This is a genomic window from Burkholderia pyrrocinia (genome assembly GCF_001028665.1).
GTDB classification, from domain to species: Bacteria; Pseudomonadota; Gammaproteobacteria; order Burkholderiales; family Burkholderiaceae; genus Burkholderia; species Burkholderia pyrrocinia.
Window position 1 is genome coordinate 2,005,290 of the sequence record NZ_CP011504.1, and the last position, 23,513, is coordinate 2,028,802.

Annotated in this window: 24 protein-coding genes; 13 read left to right on the forward strand and 11 right to left on the reverse strand. The window is 65.8% G+C overall.

The window, feature by feature from the left end; translation table 11 throughout:
- Positions 1-219: 219 nt before the first annotated feature.
- Positions 220-1,890 (forward strand): phage integrase family protein, encoded by a 1,671-nt coding sequence (locus ABD05_RS25160; protein WP_047902728.1) that lies wholly within the window; start codon positions 220-222, stop codon positions 1,888-1,890.
- Positions 1,891-2,031: 141 nt separating this feature from the next.
- Here ABD05_RS25160 and ABD05_RS36690 read toward each other — a convergent pair whose 3' ends face one another.
- Positions 2,032-2,277, reverse strand: coding sequence for a helix-turn-helix domain-containing protein (locus ABD05_RS36690; protein WP_082146216.1), 246 nt, complete (start codon positions 2,275-2,277; stop codon positions 2,032-2,034).
- A 142-nt stretch (positions 2,278-2,419) separates the two neighbouring features.
- Between ABD05_RS36690 and ABD05_RS25170 the strand changes: the two genes are divergently transcribed.
- The 5 genes from ABD05_RS25170 to ABD05_RS25185 all read left to right on the forward strand — a co-directional run bounded on the left by ABD05_RS25170 (position 2,420) and on the right by ABD05_RS25185 (position 7,439).
- The gene (locus ABD05_RS25170; RefSeq protein ID WP_082146217.1) at positions 2,420-3,103 is read left to right on the forward strand and encodes a hypothetical protein; all 684 of its coding nucleotides are present in this window, start codon (positions 2,420-2,422) and stop codon (positions 3,101-3,103) included.
- Positions 3,104-3,119: 16 nt separating this feature from the next.
- Positions 3,120-3,353 (forward strand): antitoxin Xre/MbcA/ParS toxin-binding domain-containing protein, encoded by a 234-nt coding sequence (locus ABD05_RS39555; protein WP_148669140.1) that lies wholly within the window; start codon positions 3,120-3,122, stop codon positions 3,351-3,353.
- 722 nt (positions 3,354-4,075) lie between these two features.
- Positions 4,076-5,365 (forward strand): NAD(P)/FAD-dependent oxidoreductase, encoded by a 1,290-nt coding sequence (locus tag ABD05_RS25175; RefSeq protein WP_047902731.1) that lies wholly within the window; start codon positions 4,076-4,078, stop codon positions 5,363-5,365.
- Positions 5,366-5,382: 17 nt separating this feature from the next.
- Positions 5,383-5,940 carry a helix-turn-helix domain-containing protein gene (locus ABD05_RS25180; RefSeq protein ID WP_021163465.1) on the forward strand — a complete coding sequence of 186 codons (558 nt, stop codon included), beginning with the start codon at positions 5,383-5,385 and terminating at the stop codon, positions 5,938-5,940.
- Positions 5,941-6,092: 152 nt separating this feature from the next.
- Positions 6,093-7,439 (forward strand): glutamine synthetase family protein, encoded by a 1,347-nt coding sequence (locus ABD05_RS25185; protein ID WP_047902732.1) that lies wholly within the window; start codon positions 6,093-6,095, stop codon positions 7,437-7,439.
- Here the strand turns inward: ABD05_RS25185 and ABD05_RS25190 are convergent, their stop codons facing one another.
- The 5 genes from ABD05_RS25190 to ABD05_RS25210 form a co-directional block, all read right to left on the reverse strand.
- The gene (locus tag ABD05_RS25190) at positions 7,440-7,967 is read right to left on the reverse strand and encodes a GNAT family N-acetyltransferase (RefSeq protein ID WP_047902733.1); all 528 of its coding nucleotides are present in this window, start codon (positions 7,965-7,967) and stop codon (positions 7,440-7,442) included.
- Positions 7,968-8,078: 111 nt separating this feature from the next.
- Positions 8,079-8,468, reverse strand: coding sequence for a lysozyme inhibitor LprI family protein (locus ABD05_RS25195; protein ID WP_047902734.1), 390 nt, complete (start codon positions 8,466-8,468; stop codon positions 8,079-8,081).
- A 50-nt stretch (positions 8,469-8,518) separates the two neighbouring features.
- Positions 8,519-9,280, reverse strand: a complete 762-nt coding sequence (locus ABD05_RS25200; protein ID WP_047902735.1) for an N-acetylmuramoyl-L-alanine amidase family protein — start codon at positions 9,278-9,280, stop codon at positions 8,519-8,521.
- A 124-nt stretch (positions 9,281-9,404) separates the two neighbouring features.
- Entirely contained in the window at positions 9,405-11,024 is a 1,620-nt protein-coding gene (locus ABD05_RS25205; protein WP_047902736.1) for an NAD(P)-binding protein, read from the reverse strand.
- The gene (locus tag ABD05_RS25210) at positions 11,024-12,538 is read right to left on the reverse strand and encodes a polyamine aminopropyltransferase (protein ID WP_047902737.1); all 1,515 of its coding nucleotides are present in this window, start codon (positions 12,536-12,538) and stop codon (positions 11,024-11,026) included. The genes ABD05_RS25205 and ABD05_RS25210 overlap by 1 nt, the downstream gene beginning before the upstream one ends.
- A gap of 121 nt (positions 12,539-12,659) precedes the next feature.
- On the opposite strand from ABD05_RS25210, the gene ABD05_RS25215 reads away from it, so the two are divergent.
- Genes ABD05_RS25215 through speD form a run of 5 tightly spaced genes read left to right on the forward strand, consistent with a single transcriptional unit; the run spans position 12,660 to position 16,124 of the window.
- Positions 12,660-13,046 carry a DUF350 domain-containing protein gene (locus ABD05_RS25215; RefSeq protein WP_047902738.1) on the forward strand — a complete coding sequence of 129 codons (387 nt, stop codon included), beginning with the start codon at positions 12,660-12,662 and terminating at the stop codon, positions 13,044-13,046.
- Between the two features lie 26 nt (positions 13,047-13,072).
- Positions 13,073-14,077, forward strand: a complete 1,005-nt coding sequence (locus ABD05_RS25220) for an SPFH domain-containing protein (protein ID WP_047902739.1) — start codon at positions 13,073-13,075, stop codon at positions 14,075-14,077.
- Between the two features lie 9 nt (positions 14,078-14,086).
- A complete protein-coding gene (locus tag ABD05_RS25225) occupies positions 14,087-15,598 on the forward strand; it encodes a DUF4178 domain-containing protein (RefSeq protein WP_047902740.1) in 1,512 nt (503 codons plus the stop codon).
- Positions 15,595-15,744 carry a hypothetical protein gene (locus ABD05_RS38395; protein WP_158361666.1) on the forward strand — a complete coding sequence of 50 codons (150 nt, stop codon included), beginning with the start codon at positions 15,595-15,597 and terminating at the stop codon, positions 15,742-15,744. The genes ABD05_RS25225 and ABD05_RS38395 overlap by 4 nt, the downstream gene beginning before the upstream one ends.
- A complete protein-coding gene (gene speD, locus ABD05_RS25230; RefSeq protein ID WP_047902741.1) occupies positions 15,741-16,124 on the forward strand; it encodes an adenosylmethionine decarboxylase in 384 nt (127 codons plus the stop codon). The genes ABD05_RS38395 and speD overlap by 4 nt, the downstream gene beginning before the upstream one ends.
- 125 nt (positions 16,125-16,249) lie before the next feature.
- Here the strand turns inward: speD and ABD05_RS25235 are convergent, their stop codons facing one another.
- Both ABD05_RS25235 and ABD05_RS25240 read right to left on the reverse strand, forming a co-directional pair.
- Entirely contained in the window at positions 16,250-17,137 is an 888-nt protein-coding gene (locus ABD05_RS25235; protein WP_047902742.1) for a DUF4261 domain-containing protein, read from the reverse strand.
- Positions 17,138-17,334: 197 nt separating this feature from the next.
- Positions 17,335-17,787, reverse strand: a complete 453-nt coding sequence (locus ABD05_RS25240) for a type II toxin-antitoxin system RatA family toxin (protein ID WP_047902743.1) — start codon at positions 17,785-17,787, stop codon at positions 17,335-17,337.
- 181 nt (positions 17,788-17,968) lie between these two features.
- Between ABD05_RS25240 and ABD05_RS25245 the strand changes: the two genes are divergently transcribed.
- On the forward strand, positions 17,969-19,009 hold the full coding sequence (locus ABD05_RS25245; RefSeq protein WP_047902744.1) for a bifunctional nicotinamide-nucleotide adenylyltransferase/Nudix hydroxylase: 1,041 nt from the start codon (positions 17,969-17,971) through the stop codon (positions 19,007-19,009).
- Between the two features lie 74 nt (positions 19,010-19,083).
- A complete protein-coding gene (locus tag ABD05_RS25250) occupies positions 19,084-20,517 on the forward strand; it encodes a nicotinate phosphoribosyltransferase (RefSeq protein WP_047902745.1) in 1,434 nt (477 codons plus the stop codon).
- 78 nt (positions 20,518-20,595) lie between these two features.
- Here ABD05_RS25250 and ABD05_RS25255 read toward each other — a convergent pair whose 3' ends face one another.
- The 3 genes from ABD05_RS25255 to ABD05_RS25265 all read right to left on the reverse strand — a co-directional run bounded on the left by ABD05_RS25255 (position 20,596) and on the right by ABD05_RS25265 (position 23,434).
- Complete coding sequence (locus tag ABD05_RS25255) at positions 20,596-21,081, reverse strand: OmpA family protein (protein ID WP_047902746.1); 486 nt, start codon at positions 21,079-21,081, stop codon at positions 20,596-20,598.
- Positions 21,075-21,776 carry a M35 family metalloendopeptidase gene (locus ABD05_RS25260; RefSeq protein ID WP_047902747.1) on the reverse strand — a complete coding sequence of 234 codons (702 nt, stop codon included), beginning with the start codon at positions 21,774-21,776 and terminating at the stop codon, positions 21,075-21,077. The genes ABD05_RS25255 and ABD05_RS25260 overlap by 7 nt, the downstream gene beginning before the upstream one ends.
- Before the next feature lie 179 nt (positions 21,777-21,955).
- The gene (locus ABD05_RS25265) at positions 21,956-23,434 is read right to left on the reverse strand and encodes an aminotransferase-like domain-containing protein (RefSeq protein ID WP_047902748.1); all 1,479 of its coding nucleotides are present in this window, start codon (positions 23,432-23,434) and stop codon (positions 21,956-21,958) included.
- Between the last annotated feature and the right edge of the window lie 79 nt (positions 23,435-23,513).

The window sequence follows — 23,513 nt, forward strand, 5'->3', positions numbered from 1 at the left end:
GCCGTCCAAATCGTCGACACGCTGCTCCAGCGCGCAGCCACTGGTGAGTGCAAGACGATGTCCTGTCGCGTGATCGTGCCCAGTTTCGACTCTGCCGCATACATAACCTTAGGTTGTTTGAGCGTATGCGATTGAAAGTTATTCGTCAGTATATGGGTATGGATGGACAGATAAATAACATTATCAGTCCATCATCATTTTTTCTATAAACTGGCGAACATGAAAACGCGTGAGACCCGATCCTTGGCTTTCCCTGACGACGCCGAACTGGCCGCGTTGCGTGCGTGGTATGCCGGGCTTGACGCTCGAGCGGCCGTGAGGCGCTATCTGGGAGACCGAAAGGCGCCAGGGGCCTCTGCGCGCGGTGTGCTGGGTCGCATCCGGCGTACCCTGATAGCGTTCGCGACTAGCCGCCACCGGGCCGATCTGGCCGAAATATTCGGTGCGCGGTCGCCCGCGTCGGCCGACACCGTCGCGCGCGCGATCGAGACGCTGCGCAGTCTACCGATACTGGCGCCGAACATCGCCGACGCCATCGACCAATGGTTGCCCGCGCGCGTGGTTGCCGCGCTGCAGGCGCACGGCATCCGGACGTTGGCTGATCTGACCGTGCGGATTCCGCGCCGACGCCGGTGGTGGGCCGCGATCGACGGCCTTGGTGTAGCAGGTGCGCGCCGTGTGGAGGCGTTTTTTGCCTCCCACCCGGCGTTGACCGAACGCGCGCGGGCCTTAATTGCTGCCGCGCCCGGTGCAGACGTCGTGCCGTGGGAGCAGTTGCGCGTGCCGCACGACGTGGACGGCTCGCACGGACAGTTTCGGGCGCCGCAGACCGCCTGCTTGCTGAACGCGTCTAATGATTACGAGGCGATTCAGTCTTGGCTGTCGCTGCACGAGTCGGCTGCCACGCAGCGCGCCTACCGAAAGGAAGCGGAGCGACTGATCCTGTGGGCGATCGTCGAGCGCGGCCGAGCGTTATCGTCGCTTGCCACCGACGACGCGATTGCGTATCGAACATTCCTGCGTCGACCGACGCCGCGCGACCGCTGGGTTGGGCCGTCACGACCGCGGCATAGTGCCGAATGGCGGCCGTTCACAGGCGCGCTTTCTGCCCGATCCGCGGCATACGCGCTGAACGTCCTGTCGGCGCTGTTCCGCTGGCTGATCGAGCAGCGCTACGTGCTCGCGAATCCATTCGCCGGCGTAAAGGTCAAGAACCAGGCGCAGCGCACTGGCCTGGACGTGTCGCGTGGCTTCTCCGAGGGCGAGTGGCTGCTGATCCGTGCGCTAGCCGACGGCCTCGAGTGGTCCTATGGGTGGAGCGTGCCGGCTGCGCAGCGCTTGCGGTTTCTACTGGACTTTGGCTATGCAACTGGCCTGCGTGCCAGCGAGCTGGTCGGCGCGACGCTCGCCGACATTCGTCGGGATGAGCACGGTGATCACTGGCTGCATGTGCTCGGCAAGGGCGGCAAGCACGGGAAAGTGACGTTGCCAGCGCTAGCGCGGATGGCGCTCGACCAGTACCTCGTGCAGCGTGGCCTGCCGGTCACGCCTATGCACTGGAACCCGGCGACGCCGCTCGTCGCGAGTCTCGACGAGGACGGCGCGGGCATCGAAAGCACTCGGCTGTGGCGCGTGCTGAGGCGGTTCTTCCTGGTGGCGGCGGACGCGATTCGGGAAGAGCGGCCTGCGACGGCGGATAAACTGCACCGTGCGAGCCCGCACTGGATGCGGCACACGCATGCATCGCATGCGCTGGCGCGGGGCGCCGAGCTGATCATGGTGCGCGATAACCTGCGGCACGCGTCGATCTCGACGACGTCAACCTATCTGCACAGCGACGAAGTGCAGCGCGCTCGGCAGTTCGATCAGGCTTTTGCCGCCCGGAAATAGAGATGACGCGATGAACGAAGGCAAGTCGTTACATGTGAGATGGGAAACTTTCACGCGTGAAGAACTGCGCGCCGAACTCGCCCGTCTGCAGGCCGAAAACACCCGGCTCACCGCCCTGATGCCCGCGGCTGTGCCGTTGCGTCACAAGCCGGCCGATGCCAGGAGTTCGGACGGCAGGCAGGAAAGTGCTCGCGAAATTCTCACTAGATTGAGCAACGTGACGTTTCGCTCGCCCCGCTCGATCTTGCCCATGTGGCTTCTGTCGATATTTGCGAGGTGGGCAAGCGACTCTTGAGAGATATCTAGTTCCAGCCGGCGTGCACGAATCGTCCCCCCAACTTGCTTGAGGTGCGCCTGCGCGTCGTTTCGACCTGATACCCTTTCCATGGCGACATGGTCGAGGTATCATCACCTCTGTGGCCACGGCATTTACGACCCATTTTGGCTGTGGATTGACGGATACTGCGGGGCGATGCAAGGGTGGCAGTCTTCGCATCGCCGTCCGGCAACGATGAAGCGAGGAGCGGCAATGCATGTTGACGGCGCGCTGTCGGATGTGCGATCGGTGGTCGGCGATGTCGTTAACGGACTTGCCGGTATCTCGGAGATGCTGGCGCAGTGCGATGCTGGAAATGTCGACGTGTCGCGTGGACACCTCGAACTGATCGAGCGTACGTTATTGAGCGGATCTGTCGATGTTTGGTATCGAGGTCAGTATGTGTCGATACCGTTTCGTCGTCTTTCCGAATGGTTCAGAGACCCTGTCGCGCTCGGCGCGATGCGCTATCAGGTTACCGAGGCGGCGTTTCGGCGCTGGATCGACTGCGAGCACGAACATGGGGCGGGGCGGATATTTTTGTTATGCCGTCACGCCGGCTGCAAGCAGCGTCGCATGCTGACCTTTTATAATCCGGTCGAAATGGAGCAGATGGAACGCCGCGTCGCGTCGGAGACTTGGTATTGTCACCATCATCGGCTGTTGGCTTGGGAATCGACAGGGGCCTTGAGCGACGATCATTTGGCCCTGTTAATGCGTGTACATAGCGATGCGGGTCGCAGTCGGGAACAACTGAAAAGCCTGAAGCGAGATACGGATTTTCTGACATCGATTGGGCTCTTGGCTTCGGTTGCTCCGGTCCGCGGTACGCGAAGGGTCTACGCATTCCACCTGACTCCGCTGGGCGAGAGTGTCGTTTGTGCGCGGGAACGGTGATCCACGGAAGACGTTGATGCACGCTGACTCCACAGGTGGCTCTAGGCGGACGGGCAAATTTCGGGAGCATCTTCGCGTTCTGAGGGCGGCAGCAGCGATTTCTGGAGATCGCCAAATAGCACTTGGCTGGTATCAAAATGAGCCACTGTCCGCATTCGATGGCAGAACCGCCAAAAGGCTGGTGGCGGAGGGCCGAGCAGATGCGATCATGAGATACCTTGATTCGATCGCGACTGGATGGGCTGCATAACCGTATGCGGGATCCCCGCGGGCGTAATACGAAATAGATAAGAAAAATTTGGAATCGTCCTGTTGCGGGCACGGCAAACAGGGTGCGGAGCATGGTGGTCCGAGGGTTATCCCGCACCATGCTCTGCCCCACCTCTTCGTCGGCATGGCGATTGATTGAGCCCGGCATACGTTCCAAGGGACGAGAAGAGCAATCGCCAGAAATAGAGATGGGATTTGCCGATGCGGCGCGATCCCGACTCCGCGTAATGTCCGCTCATGGACGGCACTGGATCCTGTTTAATCTCCGTATAGTCTGTGTAACTTTAGTTCCGGTCGTGCAGAAGTGGGGCATCTTTAGTACCAGACGGCGGGAAAAGGGCAACTTTAGTTCGAGATCCCCTTGGGCATTGGTTTTCCGCGCCCCACTAACCAATCCAAACATTGAGAAACGCGTTGACGCAGGATTGTCGGCACCCGACGCATGGCTGCAATCCCCGACACTTTCGTGACGGATATGGCCGAGAATGGCCCGGGAGGCGGGCCCCCGCAACAGCGAAGCGCGAAAACAAGAAATTTGCACCATCTGTGCTTGCTGTAAGGTTGCGCCGAAATTGGTCGAAAGACGAGCAACTTTAGTTCGTCGCGCTGTCGACGCACCGCTTTTCCCGCGCGCTTGCCTCCGTGAAATTGTCGTGCTAATTTTTCATGAAATTTCATGGCGTAAATTTCACGGGAGTCCGCATGTTCGTGCAGTCCGACCGTCACGTCGCAAGCTACTACGCCAGCACCTACCCGGCGCCGATCCCGCATCGTCCAGAACTGGACGAGCGCATCGACGCCGACGTGCTGGTTGTCGGCGCGGGCTTCAGCGGGCTGCATACGGCATTGCGCCTCGCGCTCGCCGGCAAGCGCGTCGTCGTGCTGGAGGCGAGCCGCGTCGCGTGGGCAGCGTCGGGCCGCAACGGCGGGCAGGCGCTGCTCGGCTGGTCGTGCGACATGCAGCCGCTCGAGGATTCGCTCGGCCGCGACGGCGCGCGCCTGCTGTGGGACAGCATGCGCTGGGCCGCCGCCGAGGTGCGCGAACTGCCGGAGCGGCACGGTTTCGACATCGACTACCGGCCCGGCAGCCTGTGGGCCGCGGTGCGGCCGCACCGCGTCGCGATGCTCGCGCAGGCCCGCGACGAGGCGGCCGAGCGCTGGGGCTATGACCGGCTGCGCGTGATCGGGCGTGACGAGATGCCCGAATGGATCGGCGGCACGCGCTATCTCGCGGCGCTCCACGATCCGGAGGCCGGCCACCTGAATCCGCTGAAGCTCGCGCTCGGCCTCGCGCAGACGATCGAGCGCGCGGGCGGCCGCATCTTCGAGCAGAGCCGCGTGCTCGACTGTCGCGAAACGCCCGGCGGCCACATCGCCCGCACGGCGCGCGGCGAAGTGCGCGCGGACGTGCTGGTGCTCGCGTGCAGCGCGTACGTCGACCGGCTCGATCGCGACCTGGCGCGCCGGCTGCTGCCGGTCGGCACGTACCAGGTTGCGACCGCGCCGCTCGCGCCCGACGTCGCGCGTTCGCTGCTGCCGCAGAACAGTTGCGTGATCGACAACCAGTTCGTGCCCGACTACTTCCGGTTGAGCCCCGACCACCGGCTGCTGTTCGGCGGCGGCTGCACGTATCTCGGCGGCATTCCGGCCGATATCGCGGCGGCGACGCGCCCGCACCTCGAGCGCGTGTTCCCGCAACTGGCCGGCGTGCCGCTCGATTACGCATGGGGCGGCCATATCGACATCAGCATGCGCCGCACGCCGGACATCGGCCGCCACGGGCAGCGTTTCTGGCTGCAGGGCTTCTCGGGGCACGGCGTGCTGCCGACGCTCGCGGGTGCGCGCGCGGTCGCCGATGCCGTGCTCGGCGACGAGCGCCTGCTCGCGCAGTACCAGCGCATCCGCAATCCGCGCTTCCCCGGCGGCGACCGGCTCGCCGCGCCGCTGGAAGCGATCGGCAAGGCCTGGTACCGTTTGCGCGACACCGTTTGACCGTATCGGAACCCATCATGAACGAACAGGAAGAGATAGAAAGTCTGGCGATCCTGATCCGCGACCTGCGCAAGCATCGCAAGGTCACGCTGAACGACCTCGCCGAGCGGATCGGCCGCTCGGTCGGCTTTCTGTCGCAGGTCGAACGCGGGCTGTCGCGCCCGACGGTCGCGGATCTGACCGCGATCGGCGAGGCGCTCGGCGTGCCGACCACGTATTTCTACAGCCTGAGCAAGCCGCGCAGCGTGCCGTGGGTCACGCGGCCCGACGAGCGGCGCACCGTGTATTACGCGGCCGGCATTACCGACATCCTCGTGTCGCCGAACATGCGCTCGCGCTTCTCGATCCTCGAAAGCCATCTCGCGCCGGGCGCGAGCAGCGGCGAGCGGCCCGTCGACGACAGCGACGAGCAGGGCGGTTTCGTGCTCGAAGGAGAACTGACGATCTGGATCGACGGCGACGACACGCCCGTCACGCTCGGCCCGAACGATGCGTTCCAGCTTCCCGCGCACAAGCGGTTCCGTTATGCCAACCTGACCGACGCGCCGACGCGCGTGATCTGGGTGTTCACCTGAGTCGTCGGCGGGGCGGGCGGTATCGCAGGTCGCCGCGCCATGCAGCATGTTTGCAGTACTGATTTAAATGCGGTGCGCGTTGCCCGGTGCGCCGCATGAATCCGGTTCGCCGCGCTGCGGCACCGCCATACAAGACATGGAAAGGATGAGACATGGCTGACGTCGTTCTTGCGCTGGTCGATGAAGTCCGCGCATTCCGGCAGGCGCACCCCGAGATCCGTTATGTCGACCTGATCTGCCTCGATCTGCCCGGGCACTTCTACGGCAAGCGCTATCCGATCGATGCGCTCGAGAAGGTCGCGTCGGGCTCGCTGCTGAAGCTGCCGCAGAACTGCGTGCTGCTCGGCACGCAGGGCGGCCTCTACAAGATCGGCGACTATTGCTTCAACGACGGCGATCCCGACGCACCGCGCCGCCTGATCCCCGGCACGCTGAAGCCCGTGCGCTGGGAGCGGCAGCCGCTCGCGCAGATGCTGATCAGCTCCGACGGCACGGATGCGCCGATCGAGTTCGAGCCGCGCGAGGTGCTCGCGCGCGTGCTGCGGCGGTTCGCGGCGCGCGGCATCCGGCCGGTCGTCGCGTTCGAGCTCGAGTTCTACCTGTTCGCCGCGCAGCTCGCGGAAGGGATGCCGCAGTATCCGCGCGACCGGTTGAGCGACGACCGCGACGATCAGCCGAACATGCATATCGAGCGCCTGTCGCGCTTCTCCGACGTGCTGCACGAGATGGTCGAGGCCGCGTGCGAGCAGGGCGTCGATGCGACGGTGATCACGGCCGAGCTCGGGCCCGGCCAGTTCGAGATCAATTTCGGCCACACCGACGACGCGCTACGCGCGGCCGACTGGTCGGCGCTTTTTTGCCGCAGCACGCGCGGCGTCGCGTTGCAGCACGCCTATCGCGCGAGCTTCATGGGCAAGCCTTACCTGCATGCGCCGGGCAGCGGGATGCACGTGCACGTGAGCCTGTACGACGACGCGGGGCGCAACCTGCTCGCGGCGGACGGGCAGCGGCCGCTGCGGCACGCGGTGGCCGGTTGTCTCGCGCTGCTGCCGCATTGCATGCCGGTGTTCGCGCCGAATCACAATGCGTTCCGGCGCTACGGATCGATGGTGAACGCGGCGAGCCGCGCAAGCTGGGGTTTCGAGGATCGCGATGCGTGCATCCGGATTCCCGAGTCGGATGCGCGCAACCTGCGGATCGAACACCGGCTCGCGAGCGCGGATGCGAATCCGTACCTGGTGCTCGCGGCGATTCTCTCCGGGATGGAGCACGGGCTCGATGCACGGATCGAACCGATCGCGCCGCTCAACGAGGATCGCGGCAGCGGAATCGATTTTCCGAAGGAGATGCTGTCGGCCGTCGCGGCGATGCAGGATCATCCGGCCGTGCGCGAAGGGCTCGGCAGCGAGTTCGTGATGGTGTATTGCGAGAACAAGCGGCAGGAGGAGCTGGATTTTCGTAACGAAATCAGCGCGCGGGAGTATCGGTGGTTTCTGTGATTACGGCAGTGCGCGCCAATAGCGCACTTCTTCGATCGGCGTGCCGTCGATCTCGAACGTCTTGATGTCGTCTTCGGCGATGAAACCCTCGCGTTCATAGAACGCTCTTGCACGACGGTTTTCGACGAGTACCCAGAGCGATACCCATGCATGGCCCGCGTCATGCAACGATCGGCATGCGTGGTCGACCAGCGCCGCGCCGATGCCTTGCCCGCAATGCGACGGATGCAGATAGATCGCTTCGATTTCTCCCCACGCGCGATCCTTGTCGGTGTCGCGCGTCGGACCATAGGCGATCCAGCCTGCTGCGTCGTTGCCCGTGAATGCGAGCGCGACGCGCGGGCGGCCGGCGTCGAGCGCGCAGCGCCAGAAGGTCGTGCGCTTTTCGACCGAGAGACCGGCGAGGAACGGGGCCGGCATGATGTCCGTGTAGGTCGCTTGCCACGACGCGACGTGGATGTCGGCGATCACTGCCGCGTCGGCGGACGTGGCGGCGCGGATGTCGATCGTCATCGTATTCGGTGCCATGTGTGGTCCGCCCGATCGGTTGTTGACTGTCGCGGCGCCGCAGCGGACGGATCGCAAGTGCACGCCGTGCCACGCCGCGAAACGCTTCGCGGCACGGCACCTTCGAAGCGCTTACTCGCCGAGCTTCGACGCCACGCACCCCGTGCTCGTGCATTCACGCTCGCGCTCGCGCAGGAACGACAGCCGCGACGCCGTCATGTCGGTCGCGCACTGGAGATCCACGAGGTAGCCGTTGTTGCGGGTTTCGCTGCACTGCGCGTCGCGCTGCTTCAGCCACGCGAGCTGGCCGGCCTTCAGCGTCGCCTGCTGGTCGCCGCTCAGTTGCTTGCGCAGGCGGCCGTATTCGTCGTTGAGTTCGCGGTCGGTCTGGGAGAACTGCGTGCTGCTGCAGTACACCTGGTCGAACGCGCTGTGCGGCTTCGCACAGCCGGCCGCGTGCGCGGCGAACGGAACGGCAAGCGCGAGCAGCGCGCAGGATGCGAACAGATTCTTCTTTTTCATTTTGATGCTCCTGACTGGGTAAAAACCGTGGTGCCCGATGGGCGATACCGTCACTTCGGTGCCGTACATGCGTCGATCCCGCCCGCGATCGCGGTAGACAGCTTCTGGATCGTCTCGCGCCGCGCGAGCCGCGCTTCTTCGTCCGGATTGACGATCACGCCGGCCTCGACGAGCACGGCCGGAATCGGCGCGGTGCGCAGCACGACGAGATCGTCGAAGCGATGGATGCCGAGTTGCGGGTCGATCAGCGGGCGATTCTCGCCGCGGATCGGCTGCGCGTGATACAGCGACGGCCGTTCGCCGGCTGCGACCAGTCGCTCGGCGATTGCCTTCGCGCAACGCAGGCTTTCCGCATAGTGCGGATTGCGCTCCGACACGAACACCGAGAAGCCGCGGAATTCGCGCTGCCGGCCTGCATCGATGAATTGCTGCTGCATCGAGTCGTGATGGACCGACACGAACAGGTTCGCGTCGGGCGCCTGCGTCGAGCGCTGGTCGAGCGCGATCTCGCGGCCGTCGGCCGACGTGCGCAGCACGCGGTCGCCGTGCGCGGCGAGCTTTTCCGCAACTGCGGTGGACAGGTCCAGGTTGTACAGGTATTCGACGCGCCCGCTCGCGCCGGTGGAGCCCGGGTGCGCGGGCGTATGGCCGGTGTCGACGACGATGTAGCGCCCGGATGCGGGCTCGGCGCCGGCGCCTGCGGCGTCGGCCGCATGCAGCGCCAGCGGCGCGCCGAGCAGCGGGGCGCACGCGAGCATGCGCGCGGCGGCATGCACGAACGGGCGAAGGCGTCGGATGGTTCGGTTCGTCATTGTTGTTGTCGAGGAGGGTATACGGCGCGTCGAACGGCGCAGCACCGTCGGCCTGCTCAATGCAGTCGGAATGTCGCGCGATTATAGCGGGTGGCGGCGGCGCCGCAATGACGATTGGCGGCCGTCAGGCGAGCACGCGCCGGGCCGCGAGCATGCCCCAGTACGACGCTTCCTCGAACAGCGACAGCCCGGACAGATCCGCGTGCGCGAACACGACGGGGCCGTCGGCCTCGCGTAGCGCGAGCAGCCCCGGCCGGGTCAGGAAGCCGACGTCGGGTGTCGCCATCGCATGGCCGCGCACGGTGATTTCAAGCGCCGTCGCGTGTTTCCACAGCTCGCGCCCGTAGACGGCCTGCAGGTCGATCGCCGCCTGTTCGCGCAACGCGTCGGGCTTTGCCTGCGCGAGCCAGCGGCGCGTATCGTCCGGCGCTTGCGTGCTCAGCGCCTGATACGCGGAAAACACCGAGCGCGTCGGCGGCGACATCCGGATCAACTGGTGCGTCGATACGACATAGCCGAGCCCCGCACCGTCGTAGACGACGTTGTCCCACGCGAGCGGCACGCCGGCTGCTTCGGCCGGCATGCCATCGAGCAGGAAGTTGGACACGAGCCATGGCGCGCGCGGCGGCAGGTCGCGCGCGGGTTCGAAGCCGTATGCGGAAAGCTGCGGAAACACGCGCGCCGCGACGAACAGCGGCATCGCGCACACGACGCGCCGCGCCTTCAGCGTGAACGTCGACAGTGCGCCGTCGTCGCCGATGCGCGCGCACAGCACGTCGACGCCGCCCGCGCGTTCGGTCGCACGCACCGCGAAGCCGTCCCGCGACCATGCATTCGAGCCGGTGCGCGCGGTGATCGATTCGGTCAGCTTCGTCACCATCGTGTGCAGCCCGTCGGGCCAGGTCAGCACCGCGCCGTCGCTCGCATCGCCTGCGTGGCCGCCGCGCGACGAGAAATAGTGCAGCCCTGCCCATGCGGACACATGCTCGTATCCCGCGCCGTAGTCGTCGCGGCAGCAGTAGTTCAGGTACCAGTGCAGCGCTTTCGCGGTGTAACCCTCGTCGAGCAGCCACTGGCGGAACGAGCGCCGGTCGAGCGCGCGCCAGCGCGGGTCGCGCGACGATTCCGCGATCGGGATGCAGAACACCTTGCGGCCGTCTGCGCCGCGCGCGGTGCGCAGCCCGTCCGCGTACGCGAAGAAGCGTGCCTGCTGCGCGAGTTCGTCGGCGCCGAGGCCGGCCGTCGGCACGATGCCGTCCTGCCACTGCCCGGCGATGAAGAGCCGTTCGTCGGGTGCGTGGACGAGCGCGCGCTCGTCGTACACGGGGCGCGCGGAGAACGGTGCGGATTCGATCACGCCGAGATCGGCGAGCATGTCGCGCAGGTGCGCGGATTCGAGCGACGGCAGCGGCAGGTAGTGCGCGCCTTTCGGATAACCGAGATCGCCGAAGCGGCCGCCGGCCGCATTGCCGCCGAATTCGGGGCCCGCGAGCACCGCGAAGCGCTTGTGGCCCGCGCGTGCGAGCTGCCATGCGCATGACAGCCCGGCCGCGCCCGCGCCGAGGATCGCGACGTCGGTTTCGACGGTGCCGGAAGGCGGCGGCAGCGCAGCATGGTCGCGCAGCGCATGGCCTTCGCGCATGCCGGGGTAGCCGACGCGCGGCGTCGTCTCGATCCAGCCGGTGCGGCCGCATGCGGCGAGCGACGCGGCTGCCGACGCGACGAGGAACGTGCGGCGGTCCATCAGCGCAGCACGTGTTTCCAGTCGTCGTCGAAGCGGCGCACGAGCGGCTGGTCGTTGAGTTCGTTCGGCGACATCGGCAGCGCCGGCATGTCGGCCGGGAAATGGAACATCTCGGCGGCGGTTTGCGCGTCGAGCCAGCGCGTCGGCACCGAGTAGTGCGTCGGCACCGTGAAGTCGCGGCGCTTGCCGGCGATCACGAAGCCCCAGTCGCCGAACGACGGCACGTAGCAGTGGTACGGCCACGTGTTGAGCCCGGCTTCGTGCAGCGTCGCGATGATGGTCCAGTACGCATGCGGCGCGAAATACGGCGACGTCGACTGGATCACCGCGTAGCCGTTCTCCGACAGGTGGCGCGCGAGCAGCCGGAACACCGGCACCGAATACAGCCGGCCGAGCCCGAAGTTGGTCGGGTCGGGAAAGTCGACGACGATCGCGTCGTACACGTCGGTGTTCGATTCGAGCCAGCGCACCGCGTCGTCATTGATCACGTGCACGCGCGGATCCTTCAGCGAACCCTGGTTCAGCTTGACGAGCGGCGCGGACGTCGAGAACAGCTTCGTCATCGCGGGATCGAGATCGACGAGCGTGATCCGTTCGAGGTTGCGGTGCTTGAGCAGCTCGCGCACCGCGAGGCCGTCGCCGCCGCCGAGCACGAGCACGCGCTTCGCCCACGGCAGCGCGTCGATCGCCGGGTGGATCAGCGCCTCGTGATAACGATGCTCGTCGCGCGACGAGAACTGCAGGTTGCCGTTCAGGTACAGCCGCATGTCGTCGTGCCATTGCGTGAGCACGATGCGCTGGTACGGCGTCGTTTCCGAATAGATCGTCTCGTCGCCGTACACGCCGTGTTCGGCCCAGTGCGTGATGCGGTCCGACAGCGCGAAGCCGGCGACGAGCAACCCGATCACGAGCGCCGCGCGCATCAGCTTGCCGCGCACGTTGCGGATCTCGTCGCGGAACAGGTGGGTCGTCCACAGTGCGACGAATGCGTTCAGGAGACCGAACAGGAAGCTCGTGCGCAGCAGGCCGAGACGCGGCGCGAGCACGAGCGGGAAGACCAGCGACACCGCGAGCGAGCCGAGATAGTCGAAGGTCAGCACCTCGCTGACGGTATGACGGAACGCCTGGCGCCGCTGCTGGAACGCGCGCATCACGAGCGGGATCTCCATCCCGATCAGCAGGCCGAGCGCGAGCACCAGCGCGTACAGCGCCGCGCGGAACGGCGCGGCGAGCCACGCGAACACGACGAACAGCAGCGCGGCCGATACGCCGCCGAGCAGGCCGACGAGCAGCTCGATGTCGACGAAGCGGTCGAGCACGTCGTCGTCCTCGACGAACTTCGCGAGCCACGAGCCGATCCCCATCGCGAACAGGTAGCAGCCGATCACCGACGAGAACTGCAGGATCGAATCGCCGAGCAGGTAGCTCGACAGCGCGCTGCTGATCAGTTCGTAGCCGAGCCCGCACGACGCGAGCACGAGGATCGACAGGACCAGCGCACGCTTATGCAGCATGGGACGTCCGTTGTGCGGCGGTCGGCAATGTGGATATACTGGCGCGGATTTTCGTGGGTTGGCCATTGACGGGCCGGCCGGCGACGGGGCGGCGAACCGAGCACAAAATCCGAGGGAAAGAATGAATAGTGCCTATCTCTATGCGGTTCATTTACTGTCGGCGTTCGTGCTGCTTCTTGTGTTCGCGGCAGTGTACCTGAAGGTCACCCCGTTCGACGAACTGGCGCTGATCCGCGACGGCAATGCGGCCGCGACGCTGTCGTTCGGCGGCGCGCTGATCGGTTTCTGCCTGACGCTCGCGTCCAGCATCGCGCACAACTCGACGCTCGGCGAAGTCGTGATCTGGGCCGTCGGCGCGATGATCGTGCAACTGATCACCTATGCGGTGCTCACCCGCCTGATGCCCCGCATGAATCATGCGATCGAGGATCGCAACATCGCGATGGGCGGCCTGATGGGCACCGCGTCGCTCGTCGTCGGCATCATCAATGCCGCCTGCCTGACCTGACGCGCCACGCGTCCGAGGAGACCGACATGAGTCTGGGTTCATTCATCCGCAAGCAGTTCATCGACGTCCTGCAATGGACGGAAGACACCGACGGCGTGCTGGCCTGGCGCTATCCGATGGAGGACCAGGAAATCCAGTACGGCGGCAAGCTGACCGTGCGCGAAACGCAGGTCGCGATCTTCGTCAACGAAGGCAAGGTCGCCGACGTGTTCCAGCCGGGGCTGTATACGCTGGAAACGAACACGCTGCCGGTGCTCACGTACCTGAAGAACTGGGACAAACTCTTTCAGTCGCCTTTCAAGTCGGATGTCTATTTCTTCAGCACGCGGCTGCAGCTCGGCCGGCGCTGGGGCACCGCGCAGCCGGTGACGATCCGCGACCGCGAATTCGGCTTCGTGCAGGTGCGTGCGTTCGGCATCTACTCGTACCGGATCGTCGACGCGGGCGCGTTCCACCGCGAGGTCAGCGGCACACGGGCGGAATACACGGTCGACGATCTCGAGCAGCAGTTGCGCAACCTGGTCGTGACCGCGATGAGCACGACGTTCGGCTCGGCCGACGTGCCGTTCGTCGACATGGCCGCGAACCAGTCGCTGCTGTCGCAGCGCGTTGCCGACGCGCTGGTGCCGGTGTTCACGCGCTACGGCCTCGCGCTCGACGCGTTCGCGGTCGAGAGCGTGTCGCTGCCGGCCGAGTTGCAGAAGGCGCTCGACCTGCGGATCGGCGCGGGGATGGCCGGCGATCTCGCGCGGGCCACGCAATACCAGACCGCACAGGCGATTCCGCTGGCCGCGCAGAACCCGGGCGGCATTGCCGGGATCGGCGCGGGGCTTGCCGCAGGCGCGGCGATCGGGCAGGCGATGGCCGGCCAGATCGCGGGCGCCGCGCAACCGGCGCCGGCCGCGCCGGCCGACGGCACCGATTACGTGCAGCGGCTCGAGCAGTTGAAGGCGCTGTTCGACAAGGGCCTCGTGACCGAAGACGAATATTCGCGCGCGAAGGCCGAGATCCTCGCGAAGCTCACGCGGTAAGCGTCGCGCATGTTCAGTACTTCGTGCCCCCAGTGCGGCGCGCCGGTCGAGTTTCGCTCGGCGGCGGCGGTGATGGCCGTCTGCGCGTTCTGCCGCAGCACGCTGCTCAAGCGCGGCACCGACGTCGAGCGCATCGGCGAGCTGGCCACGGTGCTCGACGATGCGTCGCCGATCCAGATCGGCACGGCCGGGCGCTACGGCAAGCGCATGTTCACGGTGCTCGGGCGCATCCAGATGACCTACGACGCCGGCGCGTGGAGCGAGTGGTATGTCGTGTTCGACGACGGCGCATTCGGCTGGCTGTCGGATGCGTCGGGCCAGTACGCGGTCACGGTGCGCGAGCCCGACGATGCGTCCGGCGGCGCGTGGCCCGCGTTCGGCACGCTCGAACCGGGCATGCGGATCGACCACGGCGGCCGCGCATACCTCGTGTCCGACGTGCGCACCGCGCGCTGCACGGGCGGCGACGGCGAACTGCCGTTCCGCGTCGATGCCGGCTGGGAGGCGCGCGTCGTCGATCTGCGGACCGGCAACGCGTTCGCGACCTACGACTATTCCGACGCCGATTCGAACGACGGGAGCCCGGCCGTCTATTCGGGCGAGGCGCTGGAATTCGACGCGCTCGCGTTCACGGGGCTGCGCGATATCGAGACCGATACGCGCGAGAAGCGCGGCGCGAAGATGGTGCCGTTCGCGTGCCCGAGCTGCGGCGCACCGCTGTCGTATGCGCCGAACGTGGCCGACTACGTCGTGTGCGGCAGTTGTCACGCGGGCGTGCAGTGCACGGCCGAGCAGCAGACCGTGTTCGCGGCGCAGCGCAAGCTCGAATCGGTGAAGGGTGCGCTGGAACTCGGTGCGATCGGCACGTTCGACGGCGTGAAGTACACGGTGATCGGCATGATGCGCTGCCGCGTGCCGGGCGACGACGAGACGTGGGACGAATACCTGCTGCTGAACCCGAAGCGCGGCTTCCTGTGGCTCGTGCAGAGCGAAGGGCGCTGGGAACGCGTGCAGGTGCTCGACCATTGGCCGACGATCGGCAGCGAATCCGATGTGACCGACGGCGGCAAGACCTACCGCCTGCGCGACGCGTATGAAGCGGAGGTCGTCTACGTGGTCGGTGCATTCAACTGGCGCGTGCAGGTGGGCGATCGCACGTCGATCGTCGATTACGGCTGGCAGAAGGACAAGCTGACGCGCGAGCGCAGCGATGCGGAGATCGTGTGGTCGCGCACGCGGCCGCTGTCGGGCAGCGCGCTCGCCGAGCGCTTCGGCACGGCGGCGCTTGCGACGGCCGCGGCTGCGACGGGCGCCACCGCGTCGACGGGCCGGTTCGGCGGGAAACATCCGCACAGTTTCGCGCCGCTGCCGTGGGTGTTCAGCGCGCTGCTCGTGATTTTCAACATGGGGTCGCTGTTCTCGTTCAGTGGCCGCGCCGTCTACGTGCTGGTGGGCCTGCTGGTGCTGTGGCTGCCGGAATGGCTGTGGAAGGGCTTTGCATCGGACGGGGGCAACTCGTGATCCGGTACCTCCTCTATGGCCTCTACGGCCTGATCGTCGTCACGCTGTTCAGTTGCGCATCGATCGGCGGCAGCGGTTCGGGTGGCGGCGGCTGGGGCAGTTCGTCGGCGCGCAGCGGCTACTCGTCGTACGGGTCGCACAAATGACCGCGCGCGACGGGATCGCGCCGCCGGGCGCGACGCTCGGCTCGCACGTGCTGGCCGACCTGGCCGGCATCGATGCGGCGCTGCTGCGCGACGCCCCGCGGCTCGAAGCGATCCTCACCGAAGCGGCGCAGCAGGCAGGCGCGCGCGTGATCGGCGCGCACTTCCATCATTTCGGCGGCGAGCACGGCGTGACGGGTGTCGTGCTGCTCGCCGAATCGCACATCACGATCCATACGTGGCCCGAGCATCGCTTCGCGGCCGTCGATGCGTTCATGTGCGGCGCGGCGCGCGCGGCCGATGCGGTCGATGCGATCGCTGCCGCGCTCGGCGCGCAGGCGCAGGCCAGGCAGCAGGTGGCGCGCGGCGCTGCATCGACCTGAGCGGGCATTTAACACGGACGTCTCCTCACCGGGTTGGAGCAGTAGCTGCTACGCAGCCTTCACGTAATGCCGCGGCGCGCGGTTCGCGAAGCTTCGATCCCGCGCGCCGTGCGATCGTGGTGCAATCAGCGATTGATTTCGTCCGCCGAGATCAGCTCGGCCACCAGCACTGGCGCCGGCCCCTGCAGGTAATACTCGTGTTCGAGCGGCTCCCGCAGCTTCATGAACGTTTCCGAGCCGACCTGCATTGTCTCGCCCGCATGCATGCGCGCACCGCTTTCCAGCAGGTAGTGCATCACGTTGTTGAAGATGCCGGAATAGCGTTCGCCTTCATGATGGCCTTCCGCAAGTGCGGCGAAATCGGGCAGGCCGAACACGTCGGCGCCATAGGTGCGCATCCACACGCCTTCGACGCCTTCGACCTCGTATTTCACGAAGCCGCAGAAGAACAGGTTCAACGGGATCCCGCGCAGCACTTCGAGGCTCTCTTCGCCGAGTTCCTTCGCATCGAAGACGCCGGCCGGCAGCGACGTGTGTGCGTGCTCGTTCAGCACCGCGAGGCCGTTCTGTTCGGCCAGCGCGCCGGCAACGGCCGCCAGCGCGACATACTGGTCGAGCGGATTCGCTTCGTGTCCGGCGTAGTAAAGGATCACGTGACTGCGGCTCGCGCGCACCTGCTGCTTCAGTTCCTGCCCGTAGTGGGCGGGCGCGACGCACGCTTCCAGCGCGTCGGACGGATAGGGCGCATCGAAGCCGACCAGCCGGACGACGTGGTTGCCCCAGCCGGCGAGCCCGAATACCTGTTCCAGCGTCGGCTCGGTTTCGACGCGCGCCTGCTTCATGCCCGGATGGTACGCACGCAGCGCGGCCGTCAGCGATGCGATATCGACCTGCAGCGGGCCGTCGAAGACGACCGTCACGCTCAGCGGATTCTCGATGTCGGATGCCGCGACCAGTGCGGCGGGGTTTTCGGGTTCTTCTTTGCGGCCAAAGAATCGGGATATCAGGCTCATTGGATTAATGTTTGTGTCGACGCCGTTTCAGGGAGGAGTGCCCTGTTCTCTCGGTCAGGGCTCGCCGTCAGGGTGACGGCCGCCCGTAGTTTCCCCGGGTTCGGCGAATCTGGCAAATGCCCGATGGCGCGGCCATGGCGCGTTCGAACGCATCCGGACGGAGATGGCGCCGACACGCCGGACCAAGCGGGTGCGTATCAGCGCGGCAGCGCTTCGGCTTCGGCCCAGCGCTTGAACGAATCGAGACGCCGGCGCGTCTGCACGAGATAGAACGCGCCGATCAGCGGTTCGAGCAGCCAGCGCAGCCAGGACGGCTGAGCGCGGAAGTTGTACGTGAATTTCACTTCGGTCGAACCCGGCGTGTGTTCGGTGAAGTTCCAGCTGCCGCTGAAGCGTTCGAGCACCTTCGGCCCTTCGACCATCTCGACGGCGGCGACCTGCGGCGGGCGGTACGAGATGTAGCGCGACACCATCGTCGCGCCCGACTGGCTGCGGCAGAACGCGTCGACGCCGACGTCGGCCGTCGTTTCGTCGAGCAGATAGGCGTCGGTGAGGAAGCTGTCCCACACGAGCCGCCGCGCGTAGTCCTGCGACCACGTGAAGAGGCGTCTGCGATCGACGCCGACGGTCCGGCTGACTGAGATCCTCATGATGGCGGGCGCCGTGGCGCGGATTGGGATGAAATCGAGTGTAACCCGCCAATGCCGCGCATTTCTTCAGACTTGGTCAAGTCGAGCGTGTGCTCGATTGACGCACCTCGGGATTTCCCCTAGGATTCAATCCAACCCTTCGGGAAAGACCCGAAGCGTTTCAATCTCTTGAGGGAGCCTCATGAGTACGCAACAGAACCGGCGCTTCGACGCGCTCGTTTTCATTGGTCGTTTCCAGCCCCCGCATCGTGGTCACCTGAATGTGCTGAAGTCGGCACTGAGCCGGGCCGAGCGCGTGTGCGTGCTGATCGGGTCGACCGACAAGCCCCGCACCATCAAGGATCCGTTCTCGTTCGACGAGCGCCGCCAGATGCTGGCTTCGCTGTTCGACGTGTCCGAGCGCGACCGCGTGACGATCGCGCCGTTGCAGGATTCGACGTACAACGACGGCGACTGGGTGCGCTGGGTGCAGGACGCCGTCGCGTCCGCGCTCGGCGACGTCGCGCAGCGCAAGGTCGGACTGATCGGCCACGAGAAGGACGCCACCTCGTATTACCTGCGGATGTTCCCGCAATGGGAACTCGTCGACGTCGATGCGACCGAAGACATTTCCGCTACCGAGATCCGCGACCAGTATTTCGCCGAACGCACCAACAGCTTCGTGCAGTGGGCCGTGCCGGAACCCGTGTTCGGCTGGCTCGAGCGTTTCCGCACGCAGCCGGAATTCGCGCAACTGAAGTCGGAAGCCGAATTCATCGCCGCATATCGCAAGGCGTGGGCAGCCGCGCCGTATCCCGTCACGTTCGTGACGGTCGACGCGGTGGTCGTGCACTCGGGCCATATCCTGCTGGTGCGCCGCCGCAGCGAACCGGGCCGCGGCCTGTGGGCGCTGCCGGGCGGGTTCGTGAACCAGGACGAGCGGCTCGACGCGGCCTGCATCCGCGAGTTGCGCGAGGAAACCGGCCTGAAGCTGCCGGAGCCCGTGCTGCGCGGCTCGATCAAGGATCGCCAGGTGTTCGATCACCCGACCCGCTCGCTGCGCGGCCGCACGATCACGCACGCGTGCCTGTTCAACTTCCCGACCGGCGAGCTGCCGCGCGTGAAGGGCAGCGACGACGCCGACAAGGCGCGTTGGGTGCCGCTCAACGAATTCGCGCAGATGCGCAACGTGATGTTCGAGGATCACTTCGACATCGCGTATCACTTCCTGGGGAAGCTGTGACCCGCTGATTCCCCGCATTCCGGTCCGCTGCGACAGACGCGGCGGCACTTCAACGGCCTAGAGGAGCTCTAGCCATGCAAAACGATCCCGGCGGCTTTGCCGCGGTTCTCGCCAATCCGATTCTCAACACGGATTCGTACAAGGCTTCCCACTTCCTGCAATATCCGCCCGACGCGTCGGCGATGTTCTCGTACGTCGAATCGCGCGGCGGCCGCTACGACCGCACGCTGTTCTTCGGCCTGCAGATGCTGCTGAAGGAGTATCTGTGCAAGCCGGTCACGCACGCGATGATCGACGACGCGCGCGATTTCTTCACGGTGCACGGCGAGCCGTTCAACGAAGCTGGGTGGCGTTATATCGTCGAACGCTACGACGGTTATCTGCCGGTGAAGATCCGCGCGGTGCCGGAAGGTTCGGTCGTGCCGGTGCACAACGTGCTGATGACCGTCGAATGCGACGACCCGCAGGTGTTCTGGCTCGCGTCGTATCTCGAGACGATGCTGCTGCGCGTCTGGTATCCGGTCACGGTCGCGACGCGCAGCTGGCACCTGCGGCAGACGATCCGCGGCTTCCTCGAAAGGACCGACGACGATCTTGCGCAACTGCCGTTCAAGCTGCACGACTTCGGCGCGCGCGGCGTGTCGAGCGCGGAGTCGGCCGCGATCGGCGGCGCGGCGCACCTCGTAAGCTTCATGGGCTCGGACACGGTGCTCGGCGTGCTGGCCGCGAACCGCTTCTATCGCGAGCCGATGGCTGCGTACTCGGTGCCGGCGGCCGAGCACAGCACGATCACGTCGTGGGGACGCGAAGGCGAGGCCGATGCGTACCGGAACATGATTGCGCGCTTCGGTTTGCCCGGCGCGATTGTGTCGGTCGTGTCGGACTCCTACGATCTGTTCGCCGCGCTCGATCTGTGGGGCGGCGAACTGCGGCAGGCCGTGATCGATTCGGGCGCGACGCTCGTCGTGCGCCCCGATTCGGGCGACCCCGTGAAGATCGTGATGCAGACCGTGCGTGCGCTCGACGCGTCGTTCGGCTCGACCGTGAACGGCAAGGGGCGGCGCGTGCTGAACCGCGTGCGCGTGATCCAGGGCGACGGTGTCGACGAGCTGTCGATCGACGCGATTCTTTCCGCACTCGACGACGCGGGTTATGCAGCCGGCAATGTCGTGTTCGGCATGGGCGGCGCGTTGCTGCAGCAGGTGAACCGCGATACGCAGCGCTTTGCGATGAAGTGCTCGGCGATCCGGCGCGGCGGCGTGTGGCACGACGTTCGCAAGGATCCGGTCACCGATCAGGGCAAGCGCTCGAAGAAGGGGCGGCTCACGCTGCTGCGCAATCGCCGCACCGGCGAGTACCGGACGACGACGTTGCCTGTTGCGTGGGACGATCGTGCGCTGGAAGGCGAATGGGACGAGGCGCTCGAGACGGTGTTCGATACGGGGCGGTTGCTGGTCGACACGTCGTTTGCCGAAGTGCGGGCGAGGGCGCACGCGGGGGAGGTTTGAGGTAGAGAGCGGGGTGGCGCGAGACGTTCGTGTCACCCTGGCATTGGCGAAACTCGATGGCGGCTTCGTCGAAGGCGGTCAGGGGCGCCGGATGGCTCTGGATGTCGGCGTGATGCGAGGATTGTCGCAAAGATGCCGGCATCCGTCCCTGCACAGTGGAACCAGTGTCAGTCCGATCTGAAGATAACCCTCGTAGCCAGCACTGTCTTTCGGATATGGATTCGAGATCATGTGTGTGTCCGACCATATGTTCTCGTCCTTGATGCCGAGCTGGACGAGGTATTCCCTCAGACTGGCCGCTCGACGCAGCGCAAGCGCTTGCGGGTCCTTCTCACCGATATACGCACCGGCAGAGATGATGCCGCGGATGTCGGCATCAGGCCACTGACGGGCGCGGATAACCATGTCCGCAATCTTGACTCGATCCTCATTCGGAATGTCGGAAGAGTTGAGCGGGACATTGTCCAGCATGTCCTCGGAAACGGTACATGCCGAGAGCGGCGGCGAAAATGCCATGCATAACCCGAGCGCGATGCTCGTCAGATGCGCGAGAGATTTCACCACAGGACCCTGTCGTCAAAGAATGAAATATAGCAAGCGAGGCTGTCGGCGTTATTGATCGCCAGGTCCCGATGATCCCGCGCCCAGTATTTCAGGCCAGTCCCGAATCCGTAGATTTCGTCATTCGAGTCGAAGGTATCGACGTAGTGCGTACACTCGTGAATCAGGACCTTCAACTTGCAATTAAAAGAGAGTCGAGCGTCGGGAAGCGTGCAGAAGTGTGGATAGATTGCGATGATTCGCTTGTCCGAATCGGGTTTGCATACGGCGGCATCGGTGATTCCGTTGTCGGGAAACACGGTACACGTGATGTTTCGCTGTTTCTGCTCGTCCCACCGGATGACATTTTCCGGTTTCAATTCCTGCATGACGCGCAGAAGCTTCGGCAACCCGGTCCGTAGGTGATGTCGAATTTCCTCATCGGGTCGCCCGAACCAGGTCTGGACGCGTTCTTGTTCTTCTCGCTCCCAATGTGCGATACCGTGAATCCGATCCTGAATCAACGAAATCGCAGCGTCACGCAACCGCACGATCAGTTTCCGGAATGCCTTGTTCGACATGTTCTCGCAGATCGGTGTCAGGTCGAGGTCGATAACATGAACAGATCCTGGCGTCGTGTTTGTGTAGGCAGTTCCGACGAAAACCCAGTCATCGTCGTCGTCTTCGGCAGTGTCGTGTTTATTTGGAATCCCGTTCATTGGCTCGATAGATCCCGGTAAAAAAGTAGGGAAAACTATCGGCCGTCGAGGGCGCGCTCGTCTATGGGATGAGTACGATTTTGCGACCCATCGACCACCCGCGCGAAAGATGACGTCGCGGATGCAGGAAAAAGCTGATTACGGAACTATTCGATAGCCGTTTGCGCCTCTGCCCGTTCTTACGACTCGCCGGCCAACGCGCGGCTGCCCGCGTCCTCCTGCACTCCCATGCGCTCCGCTTCGCTTGCCGCCTCCATCGCCCGCGCCAGCGCATCGAACACCGCCGGCCCCTTGCAGCGCGACACGTTGAAGCGCAGGTACGACGTCGCGCTGTGCGACACGCTGAACACGTTGCCGGGCGCGAGCACGACGTCGTGATCCAGCGCGTGGCGCGCGACGCGCGCGGCGTCGAGCCCGTCGGGCAGTTGCGCCCACACGAACAGCCCGCCGCGCGGTTCCGTCCAGATCCCGAGCCCCGCGCGTGCGAGGCGCCGGATCGTCTCGCCCATCGCATCCGCGAGGCGCGCGCGCAGGCTGTCGAGGTGACGCCGGTACGTGCCGTCGATCAGCAGCCGGTGCACGACGTTCGCGCCGATCTGCGCGTTGCCGAACGACGTCGCGAGCTTCAGGTCGACGAGCGCCTCGATCCATTCCGGGCGCGCGGCAATGTAACCGCAGCGGATCGCGGCCGACAGCGTCTTCGAGAAGCTGCCGATCGACACGACGCGCGACAGCCCGTCGAACGCCGCGAGGCGCGGCGCGGGTGTGCTCTCGAAATCCGCGAAGATGTCGTCCTCGACGATCAGCAGGCCGTGCTCGGCCGCGAGCGTCAGCAGCCGGTGCGCGACAGGCGGCGCGAGCGTCGCGCCGGTCGGGTTGTGCAGCGCCGCGTTGGTGATGTACAGGCGCGGCCGGTGCTCGGCGAGCACCTGCTCGAAGCGCGCGAGATCGGGCCCGTTCGGCGTGTACGGGACGCTGACGATCCGCGCGCGGTGCGCGCGCAGCAGCGCCTGGAAGTTGAAGTAGCACGGATCGTCGAGCACGACCGTGTCGCCCGGCTCCAGCAGCAAGCGGCACACGAGGTCGAGCGCGTGCGTGCCGCCGTCGGTCAGCATGATCTGCGCGGGTTCCGCGTGGACGCCGTGCTGCGCGAGCCGCCAGGCGAGCTGCTGACGCAGCGCGGGCAGGCCGAGCGGCGTCGCGTAGTCGGTCAGCGCGTCGGATTCGTCGCGCGACACGGCGCGCAGCGCGCGACGCAGGCTCTCGTCCGGCAGCCACGACGACGGCAGCCATCCGCAGCCGGGCTTCACCGTCGTCGGGGCCGCCTCGAGCGACTGGCGCGACAGCCACAGCGGATCGAGTTCGCGGTCGAGGCGCGGGCCAAGATCGGCAAGCGCGAGCGGCGGCGCGTGGCCCGACACGTAGAAGCCCGAGCCGCGCCGCGCGACGAGCACGCCTTCGCTCGCGAGCCGCTCGTACGCATCGACGACCGTCGATTTCGACACGCCGAGCGCGTCGGCCATCATCCGGATCGACGGCACGCGCGCGCCGGGCATCAGCGCGCGGCTCGCGATCCGCGCGCGCAAGGTGTCCATCACGGTTTCGACGCGCGTGCGCGACGGCGCGGGCGGAACGGGAATCGGGGCGGAATGGCTCATGGTGAAGAATGAACTGTACGGCTCGTTGTCCAGTACAGTTTGTCCAGATTGTATTGGGGTGTAGCTTACGCGCTTTTCG